The following is a 17,465-nucleotide window of genomic DNA, read 5'->3' as shown; positions in this document are numbered from 1 at the left end:
AATCTAACAGACAGGTCTGTCTTTATTTTAGTATCTGCCCGGCACGCAACGCGCCGGGCGGTAGATCCGAGGCCGGGTAGCTCGACTAGCGTCCATGTTTTCTTCGGAGCAGGCTATTCATGTCTCATTCCACTGTTTCGCCCAGCCATCAGCTAGGTCCTCAGCGTCGCGAAATCGATCACGGCTGCAGCGTCATAGCGGCCCATATCTATCACGCGCGGCCCTGTCCGCTCGCTCGCGCCGCAGCAAAGCAGGGTGTGCTGGATTTTCTGGCGGTAACGTTACCTGTTACCTGGCGTTTGGTGGATGATTCGGGCCTGGACGCGATCATCGCGCTCTTCGGTGCCGACGATGCTGCCAGTACCGCCCTGAGACTGGCCTACCAGGCTCATGCCCTGGACTTCGATGACATCTACCCCGGTATGCGCGGTCACCCCTCCGCTGTAGTGCTACCGGCGCTGCTGGCGTTGGTCAAGTATCGGGACCGGCCGGTATGCGTGGACGAATTCCTGGAAGCTTACGTCGTCGGTGTCGAATTGTGCGCAAGAATCGCTGCCGCCACCGGCGAGCGCCATTACCCTAACGGTTTTCACTCTACAGCTACCATCGGTTGTATCGCCGCAGCGGGTGCTGCGGCCCGGCTTCTGAAGCTGGAGGTTGCTGCAATCGATAACGCTCTCGGCTTATCGGCAACGCGTGCCGCTGGACTGCGGGCGCAGTTTGGTTCTCTCGCCAAGCCGTTGCATGCTGCGATGGCGGCGCGTACAGGCGTGGAGTCTGCACTGCTGGCGCGCGCCGGTTTTCAGGGCGCAGCAGGAGTGCTCGACGCTTTTGTCGTGACCATGGGGGGCGGCGCCGCCCAGCCGCAACGCTTGGCTCAAAGCTGGGGTGCCAGTTGGGGGGTAGTGACGCCGGGCTTGAGCTTCAAGCGCTATCCGACCTGTGGCGGTACTCATGGTGCCGCTGATGCTGCCTTGGCGCTGCGTGGCCGATTGATCGGCCCGTTCGGCATCGATGAGCACGAGATTGCATCTGCCATTACGCACATTGAAGTCAGCTTCCCACCGGGTGCCGACATCGCGCCCTTCATTCGCATCCCGCGTAATGGCATCGAGGCGCGTTTTTCCCTCGAGTACGTGATCGCGGCAGCATTGATCTACGGGCGATTGCCCTTGGAATTGTTTGCCGAAGGCCCGGTGGCTTCGGCGATCGCAGCATTGGCCGGGCGAGTGACCCGTCGCGAGGACACCAGTGCGCCCCACGACAGCCTCAATCCAAATGGTCGTTTCCACGACGTCAGGTTGCTGCTGGCCGACGGCAGGACTGTGCAAAAACGCATCACCCGCGATGAGGTGCTCGCGATTCCCATCGATCTGCAAAGCAAGTTGCGCGGGTCGCTGAGTCCGGCGAGCGAGGCGCACGTCGAGTACGTGCTGAAACATGCTGGCTTGGAAACTATTGCCGATGTCGATCAGTTGCTCGACGCCTTACGTGAGCCCACGCCATCGACTCAAAACCCTTCGCCAGTGCGCACCGTGCTCTGATCGGCGCACGGTTGGCGGCTCAGCTGAAACCCACACTACCGTTACGGAAATAAATCGACGATGTCCACTCAGGCTACTTGTGCCAGCGACGTTGCACGAACTCCCCGCCAACTGCGCCTGGGGCTGTTCCTGCACCCATTGGGGCAGCACATCGGCGGCTGGCGCCACCCCGAAGCCGAAGGCTCGCCAACCTCTATCGAGTGGCTGACGCGCATCGCGCAAAAGGCCGAAGAGGGCTGTTTCGACATGCTGTTCGTCGGCGACTCTCTGGCGGCGAGCCAGCACCGCCTGCCTTCCACTGTCTCGCGCCTTGAACCGTTGACCTTGCTCGCGGCCCTCGCCGGCAAGACCCGATACCTGGGCCTGGCCGCGACAGCTTCGACCACCTTCGAACAGCCCTTTCATCTGGCCCGTGCCCTGAGTTCAGTGGACCACATCAGTCATGGCCGCGCCGCCTGGAACGTAGTGACGTCGTTCTCCGCTGGTGCGGCGCGTAACTTCAGTCGCGAGGATTTACCCAGCCACACCGAACGATACGAGATCGCCCGCGAGTTCCTGGCCGTTACCCATAAATTGTGGAACGGCTGGCAGGCTGGCGCAGTAGTCAAAGACAAGGCCAGCGGCCGCTATCTGGATGACGATCTGATCCAGGCCGCCGGTCACCGGGGCAAGTATTTCTCGGTCGAAGGGCCACTGAACATCGAGCGCTCGCCGCAGGGTCATCCGGTGATCATCCAGGCGGGATCGTCCGCAGACGGTCAACAGCTGGCGGCGCAATACGCCGAGGTGGTGTTTACCGCATCGGCGACGCTGGAGGAGGGCCAGGCTTTTTACGCCGGGCAGAAGCGCCTGGCCGTCGAGTCGGGGCGTGAGGCCGAGCACCTGTTGATTCTGCCTGGCGTCATGCCGATCATCGGCCGCACCCTGGAAGAGGCCCAGGCCACCTGGGAGCAACTCAACGAATGGGTGGACATCGACAACGGCATCAAGCAGTTGTCGGCGCGTTTCGGCATGGACCTGAGCGTCTATCCGCTCGACGGCCCGGTGCCCCGGCCCGGGCATGTCGAGGGCGGCCAGAGTCGGGTCAAGCTGCTGCTCGACCAGAGCGAGCGTGAGCACCTGACCTTGCGCCAACTGGCAGCCATTGCCGCAGGTTCGCGCGGCCATCGGGTGATCGTCGGCACTGCCCAGACGATTGCCGATGACCTGCAACAGTGGTTCGAACAGGGCGCCGCGGATGGCTTCAACATCATGCCGGCGATCATGCCCAGCCAGCTCGACCTGTTCGTCGAACGGGTGATTCCGGAGCTGCGCAAACGCGGCCTGTTCCGGGAGCGCTATGCGTTCGAGACCTTGCGTGAAAATCTCGGGCTGCCGGCACCTCGCGCGATCCTCTCTTCTTTCGATAAGCACAACGGCGATCTCCATGACTGATATGAACCCGGGTATCAACCCAGGCCAGCGTACCCGCTCGAACTTCCCTGCAAGCGTCAAGGCCACGGTAATGCATGCGCTGGCCAGTGCCGCACTCAGTGTTTCGCTGTCCGCCCAGGCCGCCAACGAGCCCGGCTCGGATGCCGACTTGCCGTTTCACACCACCTTCGATGTCAAGGTCTCGCCCAGCCTGGCGCAAACCCTGCCCCCTGAGGTGCGCAAGGCCGGCTATATCATCATCGGCACCAACCCCAACACTCCGCCTACTACCTATCTGGCCGACGACAACCGCACGCTGGAGGGACGCGAGATCGATATCATGTCGGCCGTCGCCCAGCGCCTGGGGTTGACGCCGCGCTGGCGTAACGTGGGCGGCTTCGACAACATCATTCCGGGCTTGTCGAGCGGCCGTTATCAGGCCGCGCTGGCCAATATCAACGGCAACGCCGAGCGTAACAAGCACGTCGATTTCGTCTCCTACTTCAACAGCAACCGCTACGGTCTGATCGCCAGGAACGTGCCAGGCGAGCAGGCCCCCGCGCCGCTGTCGGATCTCGACCAGTTGTGCGGGCAGACCATCGGCGCGGGTTCCGGCACTGGTAACCTGACCACGCTGCAGGCGCAAAGCGGCAAGTGCACGGCGCAGGGCAAGGCTGGTATCGAAATTCCGGTATTTCCCAGCAGGCCTGCCGGTGTGCAGTCAGTTGCCAGTGGCCGTACGCCAAGTTTCCTCGGCCCGTATGAAGGCATCACCTACACGGTCACGGCGTCGAAAGACACCTTGCGACTCGCAGGTGTTTTCACTTCATCGACACACCAGATCAGCATCGCCTTGCAGAAGGACTCGGCCCTGACTCAGCCGGTCAAGGCGGCAGTGAATTCGCTCATTCAGGATGGCACCTACCAGAAGATACTCGACAAGTGGGGGTTGGCTTATGGGGCCATCCCTGAATCCCTGGCCAACGCCGAAATCCCTCGCGAGGAATGACGATGACCGACAAGACCGGAGCCGGTGCAATGTTCACCACGGCACAGGGGCGTAGTGCCAATACGCGGCCGACACCTGCGAGTGGCGTGCCTGGCCATGAGTTGCCCATCGTCCCGGCACGGCGTCTGGGGCGCTGGGTGGCGGGCGCGATAGGGCTATCGCTGGTGGCGCTGTTGATCCAGTCGCTGGCGTTCAACCCTCGTTTGCAATGGTCGGTGGTCGGTACGTATTTCACCAGCCCCTCGGTGCTCGCCGGGGTATTGATGACGCTCAAGCTCACGGCGCTATCGATCATCCTGGGCTTTATGGTGGGCGGCGTCGCGGCATTGATGCGCCTGTCATCCAACCCGGTATTCGTGGCGCTCAGTTGGACCTATACTTGGTTGTTCCGCGCCGTCCCGACTTTGGTCCAGTTGTTCATTTGGTACAACATCGCGGCGATCTATCCGCATGTCTCGATCGCGTTACCCTGGCTGGGCGAAGTGTTTTCGGCGCCGACCAACACCCTGATCAGCCCCTTTACCGCCGCTTTGCTTGCGCTTGTCCTGCACGAAGGCGCCTATGCGTCGGAAGTCATTCGTTCCGGCATCATCGGCGTCAACCGCGGGCAAGCCGAGGCTGCCAGAGCCCTGGGCATGGGGCGCTTTACCATCCTGCGGCGGATCATCCTGCCTCAGGCCATGCGGACCATCCTGCCACCGGCCGGCAACCTGGTCATCGGCCAGTTGAAGACCACGTCGGTGGTCTCGGTGATTGCGCTGCAGGACCTGCTGTACTCAGCGCAGATCATCTATCAGCGCACCTATGAGGTCATCCCACTGCTGCTGGTCGCTACCCTCTGGTACATCGTCATGACATCGGTGTTGACGGTGCTGCAGCATTACATCGAGCGTTACTACGGGCGCGGTCGTCGGGAGGCGGGCAGTGTTCGTCTGCGCCTGGCGAGTCTGCTGGTGTTCAGCAAGGCGCGTCGCGCCGAGGAGCAGCAATGAGCGCACGGGTTCAAGTGAAAAACCTGTCCAAGTGGTTCGGGCCTGCCCAGGTACTGGATCATGTCGACCTCACTGCCGAGCCCGGGACAGTGACCGTGATCATCGGCCCGTCGGGCTGTGGCAAGTCCACCTTGCTGCGCTGTATCAATCATCTGGAGAGCGTCGATGGCGGTACGGTGGAGATTGGTTCGCAGCTGATCGGTTATCGTCGCAAGTACGACCGCTTGCAGGCGCTCAGCGAGCGCGAGGCGGCTCGCCAGCGCAGCAAGATAGGCATGGTCTTTCAGCAGTTCAATCTGTTCCCGCACTTGCGGGTGATCGAGAACATCATCGAGGCGCCCATGCGCGTCAACAAGCAAAGCCGCGCTGAAGCCACTGTCCTTGGTTTGCAACTACTCGAACAGGTAGGCCTGGCGGACAAGGCCCATGACTGGCCTGATCGGCTGTCCGGCGGGCAGCAGCAACGGGTGGCGATTGCCCGGGCCATGGCCATGCGTCCGCATGTGATCATGTTCGACGAGCCGACTTCAGCACTCGACCCCGAGCGGGTCGGTGAAGTGCTGGAGGCCATCCGAGCGCTAGCCAGCTCGGGTATCACCATGTTGGTGGTGACCCACGAGATCGGCTTTGCCCGCGAGGTCGCCGACCAGGTGGTGTTCATGGTCGAGGGCATGATAGTGGAGCAGGGCTCGGCTGCGCAGGTATTGGACAATCCGCAGCACGAGCGAACCCGGGCATTCCTGTCCAGCGTTCTGCACTACGAGCGGGCCGGCTGATTACTGCCAGCCAGGCCTCGCCCGCGATGGGTACCGGTTGTTGTCACGGCTTGGTCGCTCGGCTTGGTCGCTCGGATCGGGCCGGCGGGTCAGCCAACGCCAGCAACGCCAGGGCCGCCCGCTTGGCGGTCAGCACGTTGCGGATGTCCTGATAGACCAGGCCGCTGGAGAGGGCGCCCTCGTACAGCAGGCTCAGGGTGTCTCGCAGTTCGAGCTGCTGCGCTGCGCCGATGGGCAAAGGCGCCAGCAGCTCGCCGATGAGTGCCTTGGTGGCGTCCTTGTGGGCTTTCACTTCACTGCGAATGGTCTCGGATTCCAGATGCTCGCTCAGCGCCCGAATGAACGCACAGCCGCGAAAACCGTTTTCCAGCACCCGCGCCAGCCGCTCGAACAGCGCGCCGATCTGCACCGTCGGATTCGGCGCCAAGGTGCCAAGCTCGCTACGAATGGCCCGCAATGCGGCCTCGCTGCGGCGCTTGAGGTAGGTCGCCATCAGCAGCTCTTTGGTCGGGAAGTGCCGATACAGTGTCGCTTTGGCGATGCCGGATTCGGCAATGACCCGGTCTACGCCTACCGCTCGCAGTCCGTGCTGGTAAAACAGCCGGTTGGCGACCTCCAGAATATGCTCGCGCATGTCGGTGGGGTGAGTCATTTCAGTCTCCAGAAACAGGATCAACGCAGCAGGACAGGCCCGGTTCAAGGGCCCTGCAGCCAGAGTTCACAAGCGGTGGTGTCTGGCCGGACGCACATATATATAGAACAAACTAAACTAACACAACAGACAGGTCTGTCTCTATGATGCGGCCCCATACCATTCATGTCTATCGGGGGCATCATGACCAGCGCGACACCTACCATTGCGATCATCGGCGGCGGCTTCGCCGCAGTGGTCACGGCAATCCGTCTGATCCGCACCACGACGGTGCCTGTGCACCTGGTGATCATCGGCGACGAGGCCGAACTGGGTCGTGGCATCGCCTATGGCACCACCAATCGCAATCATCTGGTGAACGGCCTGGCCAAGACTTTCGGGATCATCCCCGAAGAGCCGCTGCACCTGGTCGATTGGCTGCGCGACCATGCCGCTGCCCACGGCTGGCAATTGCCTGAAGGTGTGGCCTTCGATGATGCCTGCCCGCCGCGTTGGGTCTATGGCGACTATGTGCAGGCGACCCTCGAGCAAGCGCTGGCCGAACACCGTTCGCGGGTGGCGTTCGAGCATGTACAGGCTCGCGCCATCGGCCTCAACCGCAAGGGCGGTCGTTATCAGGTAACCACCGATAACGGCCATCTCGAAGCCGATGCCGTGGTACTCGCCACCGGCCTGCAAAGTCGCGAGGGCCTGCACGTCGAGGGGCCTGGCGCAGTAGCTGCCGACAAGGTCATCAGCCAGCTCTGGGATCAACAGGCGTGGGCCCCGGTGGCCAAGGACCAACGCCTGTTGATACTGGGCAGCAGCCTGACCGCGCTGGATAGCGTCATCAGTGCCGACGATGCCGGCTTTACCGGTGAATATCACGTGTTGTCGCGCCGTGGCGTGCTGGTGCAGACCCGCGCCGAAGTACCGCCGCTGACCGATGTGCTCGACCCTGCGGCATTACCGACGCGCCTGGCGACCCTGATCAATCGCGCGCAAAAGGCCCGTCGGCAGATTCGTGCGGACGGCGGACATCGCCAGCAGATCACCATGGCGATCCGTCCGCATGTGCCGGCGATGTGGCAGCGCGCATCGGTCCAGGACCAACTGCGCTTCATCCGCTACCTGCGCCCTTACTGGGAAAACATCCTGCACCGCGCCGCGCCTGAATCAGGCAAGCGCCTGGACGCGGTGATCGCTGCCGGTCGCCTGCAGCGCAAGGTCGGTCAGTTGGTCAAGCTGACGCTGCAGCCATCAGGGCAGGTCGAGGTGACCTGGCGCCCCCGCGGCATCAGTGAGCAGCAGACGTTCGTGGTCGACCGCGTGGTCGATGCTCACGGTTATGAATTCGACTGGCAGCGTAGCGCTGATCCATTGGTGCGTGACCTGCTTGCCAACGGGCTGGTGCGCCGCCACATCACCGGTTTCGGCATCGAGGCCGACGGTCTGACCGCTCAAGTGCAGGTCGACGGCCAGTCCGTGCCGGGCCTGGTCGCAGTCGGCCACCCGTTGCGCGGTGCCAGTTGGGAGTCCAACTCCATCGGTGAGCAGGTGATCCAGGCCGTGGCCGCGACGAAAACCCTGATCAAGCACCTGCACCTGCAATCGACCCCGGCACTGGAGCCCGCGCTATGAACCAGCCACTCAAGGTAAATACCCCTGACCTCGGGGCGGGTTTCGAAGCCTTCGCTCAGCGCGTTGCCGAGCGCGCCGAGCAACAGGACCGCGAGGGGCGTCTGGATCCCGCCAACCTTCAAGAGGCGCGCGAGCTGGGCTTGCCAGCGCTGAACCTGGCCATCGACGAAGGCGGGCAGGGCTTTGATCTGCCGCAACTGCTCGAGGTCATCGGGCGGCTCGGCCAGGCGGACCCGGCCACGGCGTTGATACTGACCATGCACCTGTTTCACCTCGAGGCGGTGCGCCAGTCGACCACCTGGCCCAAACAGGCACGTCAGGACGTGATCGCCAGCGCCGCCAGCCGCGGCGCCTTGATCAATGCCCTGCGGGTCGAGCCCGAACAAGGCAGCCCGGTGCGTGGTGGCCGTCCGCAGACCCTGGCCATCAAGGAAGCGGGCGGCTGGCGCCTGAGCGGCCGCAAGTTGTACTCCACCGGCAGCACCGAGTTGAGCTGGGGCATCGTCTGGGCCACCACCGACGAGCACGATGGCCGGCTGGGCGAATTCCTGGTGCCCCTCGATGCCCCCGGCGTGCAAGTCCACCCTACCTGGGATCACCTGGGCCTGCGTGGCAGCGAGAGCAACGACGTGACCTTCGACAACGTGTGGCTGCCTGACCATTACGCCGTCGACCTGCGCCAGCCCGAGGATTGGGCGATCCGCCGCACCGGCACCCTCAATGCCTGGCTGCCGCTGTTGCTGGCGGCGCTGTACGACGGCGTCGCACAGGCGGCGTTCAACTGGCTGGGCCACTGGCTCAACAACCGGCAGCCGAGCAACCTCGGTACGCCGCTCTCCAGCGTGCCGCGCCTGCGCAGTGCCGTGGGTGAAATCAGCGGGCAATTGCAGGCCAACGCGGCGTTGCTGCATCTGGCGGCAGCTCAGTTCAGCCGCGATAACACCGTAGCGTCTGCAGCCGTTGCCCTGCAGGCGCCATTGGTGAAATACACCGTGACCCAGAACGCCATTGCAGTGGTGTCCCGGGCAGTCGAACTTGGCGCCAACCCTGCACTGGCACGGGCCAATCCGCTGCAGCGCTATCTGCGTGACGTGCTGTGCGCGCGGGTTCATCACCCGCAGAACGACCTCATCCTCGAGACCGCTGGCGCCCAGGCGCTGGATGCCTTGCGCTGACACTTCCCCAAGGAATTCACATGCAACCTCTGCACACCCTTGCCTGGCTGCCGCGCCTGGCCCTGTTCGCGGCCATGAGCGCGACGTTCATGCCGACCGCCGATGCCGAAACCACGCTGAAGATCGGTACCCACGGCGGCCCCTACGAAGACATCACCGATGCCGCCGCGCAAGCCGCCAGGCATAACGGCATCGTCATCGAGCCGGTGGTGCTCGACGGCATCGTCAGCGCCAACGAACTGGTCACCGGTGGCGACCTCGACGGCACCGCCTCGCAGCATGTGGTGTACCTCAACACCGAAATCAAGAAGCGCGGTTACCCGCTGATCAAGCTCGCCGATATCTACACCGTGCCCTTGGCGATCTTCTCGAGCAAGCACAAGACCCTGGCCGAGATTCCCGATGGCGGCAGCTTCGCCGTGCCCAACGACGAGACCAATCAGAGTCGCGCGTTGCTGGCCATGCAGGACAACGGCTTGATCAAGCTGCGTGCCGACTTCAACCCCGAGACCGAAAACGCCACGGTGCTCGACGTTGCGCAAAACCCCAGGCACCTCAAGCTGGTAGAAATCTCCACGCCGATTCTCGCCAACTCCTTGCCGGATGTGGACGCCGGAGCGGTCAACGCCAACTTCGCCTTCAGCCTCGCGCATCTGCGCCTGACCCAGGCACTGGGCGTCGAGAACCCCGAACGTACCAAGCGCTACACGCAGATCCTGGTGATCCGCGCCGCGGATCAGGATAAACCTTGGGTGCAGCCGCTGATCGCTTCCTATCACTCGGCAGAAGTGCGCGCGGTGATCGAGACCAAGTTCAAAGATGTCATGCAGCCGGCGTTCTAGGGGGAGCCATGTCCAATCCTCTGATTGCTTCGCGCGTTGCTGCGACGCCTGATGCCCAGCCCCAGCCCCAGCCCCAGCCCCAGGCGCCGTTGCCGGTGCTTGCCGTGGCCATCGAGTTCTGCGGCATCGGCAAACGCTTCGAAGTCGATGGCCGTACCCACGACGCCTTGAGCGACGTCAGCCTGACCGTGCGCCGCGGCGAAATACTCGGCGTGATCGGCCGTAGCGGCGCCGGCAAATCGACCCTGTTACGCCTGATCAACGGCCTGGAGAAACCCACCAGCGGTCAGGTCCGGGTGGGCGGCCAGGAGGTTGCGGCGCTGGACGATGGCCAATTGCTCAACTTGCGTCGGCGTACCGGGATGATCTTCCAGCACTTCAATCTGCTGGCGGCAAAAACCGCGCTGGAAAACGTCGCCTTGCCGTTGCAGGTGGCAGGTGTGACCAAACTCCAGGCCCGCGCCAGAGCCCAGGAGCTGCTGCAACTGGTAGGCCTGCAGGGCAAGGAGGGCGCTTATCCGTCACAACTGTCCGGCGGCCAGAAGCAGCGTGTGGGCATCGCCCGGGCGCTGGTGCACAACCCGGATCTGCTGTTGTGCGATGAAGCGACCTCGGCGCTCGATGGCGAATCCACCGCGGCGATCCTGGCCTTGTTGCGGCGGATCCGCGAGCAACTGGGTTTGACCATCGTGCTGATCACTCACCAGCTGGAAGTGGTGCAGGCCATCTGTGATCGCGTGGCAGTCATGGAGCACGGACGCTTGACCGGCCTGGGCGACACCTGGGAAATCCTCGGTCGACCCCGTTCGACGGTCGGCGACAGTGGGTCTGCGTTGCTGCCACCGGCGCTGCAGCAGCGGTTCGGTGCGCTCAAGCCGGCGGGGCCGCATCGGCTGTTGCTGTCGGTGCATTTCGATGGCCAGCAATGGTCTGGTGTCGATCTTGCTGCTTTGCTGGCCATTGCCCCTGACGCACAACTGGTACAGGGCGGTGTGCAGGATATCCAGGGACGTTCGATCGGCACGCTGCTGATCAGTGTCCAGTCTGGCCCGGAGCCCGCGGCGATGTTGCAGCGGCTACGGCAGATCAGCCCATTTGCGCAGGTGCTTGGCTATGTCCGCACTGATGTTTGAAAAGTTTCTCGAGGCGTTCTTGCAGACTATGGCCATGGTCAGCGTCTCGGCCATCATCGCCTTCAGCCTCGGCCTGCCGCTGGCCGTGCTGATGGTGGTCACTGCGCCCAACGGCATCAGCCCCAAGCCGCGCCTGTACGGGTTCACAGCGTTGATGATCGATGGCGTGCGTTCGACGCCCTTCATCATCCTGCTGGTGCTGTTGATTCCCGTCACGCGCCTGGTGCTGGGGTCCGCGATCGGGATTCAGGCGGCGATCGTGCCCTTGACCCTGGGCATCACGCCATATTTTGCGCGGATCACCGAGATCAGCCTGCGCGGGGTCGATCAGGGTTTGATCGAAGCGGCCCAGGCCATGGGCTTTACCCGCCGCCACATCATCCGCCACGTGCTGCTCAGTGAAGCCGCGCCGGGTATCGTCTCGGGGATGATCATCGTCATCATCGCCTTGTTCAATACCTCGGCGATGGCCGGGGCACTGGGGGCTGGCGGCCTGGGTGATCTGGCGATTCGGTACGGCTACCAGCGCTACGACCTGGCACTGATGGCCTATGTCGTGGTGCTGCTGTTCGTGTTGGTCATCACCATTCAAAGGGGCGGTGACCGCCTGGTTCGTCATATGCGTCGCAACCGCTGAAGGAACATTCCATGTCGATCGGTTTCAAGGTAGTACAGCGCGCCCGTGCGGTCAGCGTCGAGCAGGTCAGGGCGTTTCGGCAGATTCCGGTGGCCAACATCAGCGACTCGCTCAATCGGATGTTCGCCGCCGGCGCGGCCTTGCGCCCCATGCACGACGGCAGCGGCATGGCGGGGCCGGCGCTGACGGTCAAGTGCCGGCCTGGCGACAACCTGATGCTGCACTATGCGCTGGACATTGCCGCGCCTGGGGATGTGATCGTGGTCGATGCCGGTGGTGACCTGACCAACGCCTTGATCGGCGAAATGATGGTCGCCTATGCGAGTCGCCGCGAGCTGGGCGGTATGGTGATCAACGCTGCCATTCGCGACAGCGCGAGCATTCGACGGGGCAGTTTTCCGATATTTGCCCTGGGCGTTACCCATCGGGGGCCATACAAGGACGGGCCGGGCGAGATCAACGTGCCCATTGCCCTGGGCGGCATGGTGATAGAGCCCGGCGACTTGATCGTCGGTGATGACGATGGGCTGATTGCCGTGCCCTTCGCTCAGGTCGATGAGGTGCACGCCAAGGCTGCGGCCAAACAGGCCGCCGAAGCCCGGCAGTTGGAGGATATCCTCAGGGGTGCCAACAGCCGGCAATGGGTCATCGATACGTTGCGCGGGAAGGGGTGCGATCTAGGGTAGCCATGGTTCCTGAAGGCATGCGCTGCTTCTCACCCTTGTGCTACTGGGCGGCAACCTGGCGTGCATCACGTGTTCGGCTTATCGGTTACAGCAATGCGTTTTACTACACCAAGGTTGTGCACCGCACTTGCCGCCGCCCGTTCTCAGGCAAGTCCGTCTCGCCCATCAGCCACTGATCGCCATCACCACTTCCACCGCGTCCGCGCGCCAGTGCTCTTGATCGTACTCGACCGCCACGCCACGCTGGTCGAAGCAGAGCCGTTGCAGGTAGAGGCCGTTGGAGCCTTCGGCGATGTCCAGCCATTCGCTCTGCTGCGCGTCCAGCAGCAGGGGCTTGAGGCTGATTTCGCTGCGCGTCAGGCGGCGCTCGTAGTGCTCACGCAGCAGGGTGGTCAGCGAACCATCGAGGGCCTGGTCGAGCAGACCGGGGCAGCCGCTGGCGCGCAGCACGTTGGTTTCCAACAGCACGGGCACCCCATCCACCCAGCGCCGGCGTTGCAGCCAATACACCGGTTCATCCGCAGCCAGTTGCATCTTCGCGGCGAACCACGGCCCGGCCGCGCGGTATTCAGCGAACATGCATTCAGTGCGCGGCACGCGGCCCTGGGCAGTGACGTAATCCATGAAACTGGTGGTGCGGGTGGGATCGTAATGCACGGCTAGCGGCGATACGAACCAGCCGCGGCGCGGCCCTCGATACAGGCTGCCCTGGGCTTCGAGCCGCTGCAGGGCCTGGCGCAGGGTCACGCGGGTGCAACCGAAGTGCTCGGCCATCTCGCGTTCCGGGGCGAGCCGCTCGCCGCGTTGCAGGCGGCCTTCGTCGAGGTCGGCGCGCAGTTGCTCACTGATGCGCAGGTAGTGGGGCAGCGGCGCTTTGCTGGTCATTCTCGGCCTGTGTGTGCGTGCAAACGGCGTCGATGATCGGCGCCTGGATGGGTTTGTGCAACCCGCGCGTTGCCTGGGCCGGCGAAATACTCGCGCAGTGTCGTGCCCTCGTAGGCGCGCCATACCCGGCCGCGCCGCTGCAATTCGGGTACGACGTGCGCGACGAAGTCCACCAGTGTCACCCCCGGCAATGGGTCGGCGATGTTGAAACCGTCCAGGTCGCCAACGCTCATCCAGCGTTCCAGTTCATCAGCTACGGTGGTCGGTGAACCGACGATCACCGGGCCGCCGCCACCGATGGCGACGAATTCGGCAATCGTTCGAGGGGTCCAGGTGCGTGTCGGATCAAGACGCGTGAACACTTCGAGGAGTCCGCGAATGCCTGGGGTTTCGGCGTACGCCAAGGGCTGGTCGAGGTCGAGTGCGGCAAAATCGATGCCCAAGAGCGCGCTGTAGCGGGCCAGGCTGCCTTCGGTGCTGGCATAGCTCAGCAGATCGCTGTGGCGAGCTTGAGCCTCGGCATCGGTGGCCGCACAGATCACCGTGACGATATTGAAGATTTTCAGGGCGTCGCCTGGGCGCCCGCTCGCTTGCGCCTGGGCGCGCAGGTCGTCCACCAGGCCCCGGGTGATGAGCGGGTCATAGGTGGAGAGGAAAACGCCTTCGGCATGGCGCGCGGCGAACGCGCGCCCGGCGCCCGAGCTGCCGGCCTGGAACAACACCGGCGTGCGCTGCGGTGAGGGCTCGCACAAGGCGATGTCCTCGACCTGGAAGTAGTGCCCGCAGTGCGCCACGGGGTGCACTCGGGTGGGGTCGACGAACACTCCGTTGGCGCGGTCCATCACCACTGCGTCGTCCTCCCAGCTGCCTTCCCAGAGCCCGTAGACCACCTGCATGAATTCTTCGGCACGTTCATAGCGCTGGTCATGGGACAGCTGTTCGTCCAGCCCGAGGTTGCGCGCCGCGCTATCCAATGCCGAGGTGACGATGTTCCAGCCCACGCGCCCCTCGCTCAAATGGTCCAGGGTGCTGAACTTGCGTGCCAGGGCATAGGGCTGCTCGTAGGTGGTCGATACCGTGATGGCGAAGCCCAGGTGCCGGGTGGCCGCTGCCATGGCGCTGACCAGCAGCAAAGGATCGGCGCATGGGCTCTGGATACCGTCGCGCAGCGCCGCATCGACGCTGCCCTGGTAGACGTCCAGCGGACCCAGCGCATCGGCGATGAACAGTGCATCGAAGCAGCCGCGCTCCAGGGTGCGCGCGGTGTCGGTCCAGTGCTGCAAGGTGCGATAGAGGTGGGCCTGGCTCAGTGGGTGGCGCCACAGGCCCATGGCGGTATGGCCCACGGTATTTTGCCGCAGGCCATTGAGGCGCATGCGCCGCAGCTCGCTCATGACGCCACCGCTGTGGCGCGGTCGTCACCCTGAAGGTCCCGCTGCCAGGCGCGCAAGCCATAGGCGGCGAGGAGGATGAACCCGGCGTAGAGCACCGCAGTCAGCGGTAGCGCCTTGTAGTAGTACAGTCCGCTATAGACGGCATCGAGGACTATCCACAGCCACCAGCTGGCGATGAACTTGCGTGCCGCCCAGTAGCTGGCCACCAGGCTGAAGCCGGTCAGGCTGGCGTCCAGCCAGGGCAGCGAGGCGTCGGTGAAATGCGCCATGGCGGCGCCCAGCAGCACCGATATCAGCGCGCCCCACGTCAGGCTGACCAGCGCCAGGCGAGGCGACAGGCGTTCAATGCAGACCTTGCCGTGGTCCATGCGCCCGGTCTGCCAGCGCCACCAGCCGTAGCCCTGCAGGAACGCGAAGACCACCTGCAGGAGCATGTCGGAATACAGCTTCACGTCATAGAAGATCCACACGTACAGCAGCACCGCCACTACGCTGACCGGCCAGCACCACGGCGTGCGCCGCGCGGTCAGCCACACACCCAGGACGTTGACCAGCACGGCGATGATTTCAAGAGGGGACATCGGGCGAACTCCTTCAGAAATTGACTGTGGCCGACAGCCGCGCGGTACGCGGGGCGCCGAGGAAAAGGTAACCATCGCCGACGAACTCGCCAACGTCGCGCCAGTAGCGCTTGTCGAACAGGTTGTCGACCGTCAGGCGGAACACCGTGTCGTAGCCATCGATGCGCGTGGTATAGCGCGCACCACTGTTGAATACCGCATAGTCGCCGACCTTCACGCTGCCGGTACGGTCGGCATATTTGGCGCCGCTGTACTGCATGCCGCCCAGCAGTGACAGGCCGTCGATGCCAGGCACGCTGTAATCGGCCGAGAGGCTGGCGCGCAGCTTGGGTACGTTGATCGATTGGTGGCCCTCATAGGATTCGGTGCCGCTGCCGGTGACCCGCGCGCGAATGGCGGCGACGCTGGCAGACAACTGCAGCCGCTCGCTGGCGCGGCCGTTGGCGGTCAGTTCCAGGCCGATGTTGTTCTGCTTGCCCTGTTGCACGAAGGTGCTGCTGCCGTCGTCGTTGGGCCGCGAATACTGGTAGCCCTGGGTAATCTTGAACAATGCGGCGCCCAGGCTCAGGCGCTGCCAGTCTTGCTTGATGCCGACTTCCACCTGCCGGGAAACAGTCGGCGGCAGGGTCTGGTCGGCGTTGGTGGTATACCAGGCCGCGGCGCTGCCCAGGGACAGACCCTTGCTGTAGCGAGCGTACAGCGACAGGTCTTCGCGCGGCTTGTAGAGCACCGCCAGGTTGGGCAGGAATTCCCACAATTGGGTATGGCGGGCGATATCGCCATCGGTGCCATAGGACTTCTCGTCCAGGCGCACTTCGCGCCCGCCCAGCAGCAATTGCCACTGCTCGTTCAGGTGCACGCGGTCGTTGATGAACAGCCCGTACTGGCGGCTGTCGAGGTTACGGTAGGTGTGGTTGAGCGTGCCGTCATAGGGGGCGAAGGTGTCCGGGGTAGCGTCGATATTGCCTTCGCCGACGTATTCGTTGATGGCTTCGCGTTTGTCGACGATGCGGCGGAACGCGCTCACGCCCAGGTCGAGCTCGTGGCGCAGGCCGCCGGTGAAAAACTCACCGGACACCGCCGCTTCGGCTTCGTCGGTACGGCGCGTGTCGTCAGGGCTGCGAAAATCGTAGATGTCGTAGTCGCCCTCGCCACTGAAGTAGTTGGGCACGGCCGAACTGGCGCAGCTGGCGGCGCCGTAGCAGGCCCAGGGGAAGGCGCTGTAGTCATCTATCACCACGCGGCTGCGGGACAGGCTCAGGCGTGCGCTCCAGTCGTCGGTGAGGAGGTACTCATAGCGACCGCTCATGTTCAGCGAATCGATTCCCACCGGGTTCGACCAGCTCTGGTAGCCCAGCAGGTCGTGGGGGTTGGCGTGGTGGGGCAGTGAGGTGCCACCGAGCAATTGATAGCCGGGCACCGAGCGCTGTTCGCGGCTCTGGTACTCGATGTCCAGCTGCAGGGTAGAGCGTGGATCGATGTTCCAGTCCACTGCCAGCGAGGCAAAGTCGCGTTTGCCGTCGGCGTGGTCGACATAGGAGCGTAGGTCTTCGTGGGCGAAGTTGGCGCGCACGCCGAACTGCTGCTCGCTGCCGAACCAGGTGCCCAGGTCGGTGGCCAGGTAGCGGCCGCCTTGCTCGTCGGTGCCGGCCGTGACCGAGCGCACCTCCTTGGGCCGCTTGGTCACGTAGTTGACCACGCCACCGGGTTCGCTGACGCCGCTTTGCAGGCCGGCCAGGCCCTTGAGCACTTCGACCTGTTCCTTGTTTTCGAGGGCGATGTTCTGCTCACCGGTAACGGTACGGCCGTTGATCTTGTAGCTGGTCGCCGCGTTGAGCGAAAAGCCGCGGATAATGAAGTTCTCGTAGTAGCCCACCGGTGCGTAGCTGTCACCGACCGAGGCGTCGTTGCGCAGCACCTCGCTCAGCAGACGGGCCTGTTGATCCTGTAACAGCTGGCTGTTGAACACCGAGATCGCCGCCGGGGTATCGATCAGTGCCGTTGGCTTGCCGCCACCGACGGCAGCCTGGGTAGCGTGGTAACTGTCCGCAGGCTCGCCGGTCACTGTGATGGCGCTGAGGGTGGTGGTGTCGTCAGCGAAGGCCCAGGGCGAGAGCAGGCTCATG

The 17,465-nt window shown here is 63.8% G+C and carries 16 protein-coding genes; 11 read left to right on the top strand and 5 right to left on the bottom strand.

Annotated features, from left to right (window positions below; genetic code table 11):
- The first annotated feature begins 257 nt into the window (after positions 1-257).
- Genes AC3WJP_RS02565 through AC3WJP_RS02545 form a run of 5 tightly spaced genes read left to right on the top strand, consistent with a single transcriptional unit; the run spans position 258 to position 5,734 of the window.
- Positions 258-1,544 (top strand): MmgE/PrpD family protein, encoded by a 1,287-nt coding sequence (locus tag AC3WJP_RS02565; RefSeq protein WP_493719664.1) that lies wholly within the window; start codon positions 258-260, stop codon positions 1,542-1,544.
- A gap of 60 nt (positions 1,545-1,604) precedes the next feature.
- A complete protein-coding gene (locus tag AC3WJP_RS02560; protein WP_493719663.1) occupies positions 1,605-2,978 on the top strand; it encodes an LLM class flavin-dependent oxidoreductase in 1,374 nt (457 codons plus the stop codon).
- Positions 2,971-3,966, top strand: coding sequence for an ABC transporter substrate-binding protein (locus AC3WJP_RS02555; protein ID WP_493719662.1), 996 nt, complete (start codon positions 2,971-2,973; stop codon positions 3,964-3,966). Before AC3WJP_RS02560 ends, AC3WJP_RS02555 begins: the two co-directional genes overlap by 8 nt.
- 2 nt (positions 3,967-3,968) lie before the next feature.
- Positions 3,969-4,958: an amino acid ABC transporter permease gene (locus AC3WJP_RS02550; protein ID WP_493719661.1), complete on the top strand. Its 990-nt coding sequence runs from the start codon at positions 3,969-3,971 to the stop codon at positions 4,956-4,958.
- Complete coding sequence (locus AC3WJP_RS02545; RefSeq protein WP_493719660.1) at positions 4,955-5,734, top strand: amino acid ABC transporter ATP-binding protein; 780 nt, start codon at positions 4,955-4,957, stop codon at positions 5,732-5,734. Before AC3WJP_RS02550 ends, AC3WJP_RS02545 begins: the two co-directional genes overlap by 4 nt.
- Before the next feature lie 43 nt (positions 5,735-5,777).
- On the opposite strand, the gene AC3WJP_RS02540 is transcribed toward AC3WJP_RS02545, so the two are convergent.
- Positions 5,778-6,386 (bottom strand): TetR/AcrR family transcriptional regulator, encoded by a 609-nt coding sequence (locus AC3WJP_RS02540; RefSeq protein ID WP_493719659.1) that lies wholly within the window; start codon positions 6,384-6,386, stop codon positions 5,778-5,780.
- A gap of 183 nt (positions 6,387-6,569) precedes the next feature.
- Here AC3WJP_RS02540 and AC3WJP_RS02535 point away from each other — a divergent pair, with 183 nt between their 5' ends.
- The 6 genes from AC3WJP_RS02535 to AC3WJP_RS02510 are packed head-to-tail and all read left to right on the top strand — an operon-like array spanning position 6,570 to position 12,479.
- On the top strand, positions 6,570-8,006 hold the full coding sequence (locus AC3WJP_RS02535; RefSeq protein ID WP_493719658.1) for an FAD/NAD(P)-binding protein: 1,437 nt from the start codon (positions 6,570-6,572) through the stop codon (positions 8,004-8,006).
- Positions 8,003-9,181 carry an acyl-CoA dehydrogenase family protein gene (locus tag AC3WJP_RS02530; RefSeq protein WP_493719657.1) on the top strand — a complete coding sequence of 393 codons (1,179 nt, stop codon included), beginning with the start codon at positions 8,003-8,005 and terminating at the stop codon, positions 9,179-9,181. The genes AC3WJP_RS02535 and AC3WJP_RS02530 overlap by 4 nt, the downstream gene beginning before the upstream one ends.
- Before the next feature lie 20 nt (positions 9,182-9,201).
- Positions 9,202-10,023 carry a MetQ/NlpA family ABC transporter substrate-binding protein gene (locus tag AC3WJP_RS02525; protein WP_493719656.1) on the top strand — a complete coding sequence of 274 codons (822 nt, stop codon included), beginning with the start codon at positions 9,202-9,204 and terminating at the stop codon, positions 10,021-10,023.
- An 8-nt stretch (positions 10,024-10,031) separates the two neighbouring features.
- Entirely contained in the window at positions 10,032-11,156 is a 1,125-nt protein-coding gene (locus tag AC3WJP_RS02520; RefSeq protein WP_493719655.1) for a methionine ABC transporter ATP-binding protein, read from the top strand.
- Complete coding sequence (locus AC3WJP_RS02515) at positions 11,146-11,793, top strand: methionine ABC transporter permease (protein WP_493719994.1); 648 nt, start codon at positions 11,146-11,148, stop codon at positions 11,791-11,793. Before AC3WJP_RS02520 ends, AC3WJP_RS02515 begins: the two co-directional genes overlap by 11 nt.
- A gap of 11 nt (positions 11,794-11,804) precedes the next feature.
- Positions 11,805-12,479: an RraA family protein gene (locus AC3WJP_RS02510; RefSeq protein WP_493719654.1), complete on the top strand. Its 675-nt coding sequence runs from the start codon at positions 11,805-11,807 to the stop codon at positions 12,477-12,479.
- 165 nt (positions 12,480-12,644) lie between these two features.
- On the opposite strand, the gene AC3WJP_RS02505 is transcribed toward AC3WJP_RS02510, so the two are convergent.
- The 4 genes from AC3WJP_RS02505 to AC3WJP_RS02490 are packed head-to-tail and all read right to left on the bottom strand — an operon-like array spanning position 12,645 to position 17,464.
- Positions 12,645-13,364 (bottom strand): GntR family transcriptional regulator, encoded by a 720-nt coding sequence (locus tag AC3WJP_RS02505; RefSeq protein ID WP_493719653.1) that lies wholly within the window; start codon positions 13,362-13,364, stop codon positions 12,645-12,647.
- Positions 13,361-14,758, bottom strand: coding sequence for an LLM class flavin-dependent oxidoreductase (locus tag AC3WJP_RS02500; RefSeq protein ID WP_493719652.1), 1,398 nt, complete (start codon positions 14,756-14,758; stop codon positions 13,361-13,363). The genes AC3WJP_RS02505 and AC3WJP_RS02500 overlap by 4 nt, the downstream gene beginning before the upstream one ends.
- Entirely contained in the window at positions 14,755-15,339 is a 585-nt protein-coding gene (gene pnuC, locus AC3WJP_RS02495; RefSeq protein ID WP_493719651.1) for a nicotinamide riboside transporter PnuC, read from the bottom strand. Before pnuC ends, AC3WJP_RS02500 begins: the two co-directional genes overlap by 4 nt.
- Positions 15,340-15,352: 13 nt before the next feature.
- Positions 15,353-17,464 carry a TonB-dependent siderophore receptor gene (locus tag AC3WJP_RS02490; RefSeq protein WP_493719993.1) on the bottom strand — a complete coding sequence of 704 codons (2,112 nt, stop codon included), beginning with the start codon at positions 17,462-17,464 and terminating at the stop codon, positions 15,353-15,355.
- Position 17,465: the final 1 nt, after the last annotated feature.

Source organism: Pseudomonas sp. GW821-FHT01A09, assembly GCF_058986725.1.
The sequence above is the reverse complement of the archived record's forward strand: the minus strand, read 5'-3'. Positions and strand labels throughout refer to the sequence as shown.

What these genes read in the sequence shown, in the direction of transcription:
- AC3WJP_RS02560 (WP_493719663.1), top strand. Translation starts at nt 1,605, where the DNA reads ATGTCCACTCAGGCTACTTGTGCCAGCGACGTTGCACGAACTCCCCGC.
- AC3WJP_RS02555 (WP_493719662.1), top strand. Translation starts at nt 2,971, where the DNA reads ATGACTGATATGAACCCGGGTATCAACCCAGGCCAGCGTACCCGCTCG.
- AC3WJP_RS02550 (WP_493719661.1), top strand. Translation starts at nt 3,969, where the DNA reads ATGACCGACAAGACCGGAGCCGGTGCAATGTTCACCACGGCACAGGGG.
- AC3WJP_RS02545 (WP_493719660.1), top strand. Translation starts at nt 4,955, where the DNA reads ATGAGCGCACGGGTTCAAGTGAAAAACCTGTCCAAGTGGTTCGGGCCT.
- AC3WJP_RS02540 (WP_493719659.1), bottom strand. Translation starts at nt 6,386, where the DNA reads ATGACTCACCCCACCGACATGCGCGAGCATATTCTGGAGGTCGCCAAC.
- AC3WJP_RS02535 (WP_493719658.1), top strand. Translation starts at nt 6,570, where the DNA reads ATGACCAGCGCGACACCTACCATTGCGATCATCGGCGGCGGCTTCGCC.
- AC3WJP_RS02530 (WP_493719657.1), top strand. Translation starts at nt 8,003, where the DNA reads ATGAACCAGCCACTCAAGGTAAATACCCCTGACCTCGGGGCGGGTTTC.
- AC3WJP_RS02525 (WP_493719656.1), top strand. Translation starts at nt 9,202, where the DNA reads ATGCAACCTCTGCACACCCTTGCCTGGCTGCCGCGCCTGGCCCTGTTC.
- AC3WJP_RS02520 (WP_493719655.1), top strand. Translation starts at nt 10,032, where the DNA reads ATGTCCAATCCTCTGATTGCTTCGCGCGTTGCTGCGACGCCTGATGCC.
- AC3WJP_RS02510 (WP_493719654.1), top strand. Translation starts at nt 11,805, where the DNA reads ATGTCGATCGGTTTCAAGGTAGTACAGCGCGCCCGTGCGGTCAGCGTC.
- AC3WJP_RS02505 (WP_493719653.1), bottom strand. Translation starts at nt 13,364, where the DNA reads ATGACCAGCAAAGCGCCGCTGCCCCACTACCTGCGCATCAGTGAGCAA.
- AC3WJP_RS02500 (WP_493719652.1), bottom strand. Translation starts at nt 14,758, where the DNA reads ATGAGCGAGCTGCGGCGCATGCGCCTCAATGGCCTGCGGCAAAATACC.
- pnuC (WP_493719651.1), bottom strand. Translation starts at nt 15,339, where the DNA reads ATGTCCCCTCTTGAAATCATCGCCGTGCTGGTCAACGTCCTGGGTGTG.
- AC3WJP_RS02490 (WP_493719993.1), bottom strand. Translation starts at nt 17,464, where the DNA reads ATGAGCCTGCTCTCGCCCTGGGCCTTCGCTGACGACACCACCACCCTC.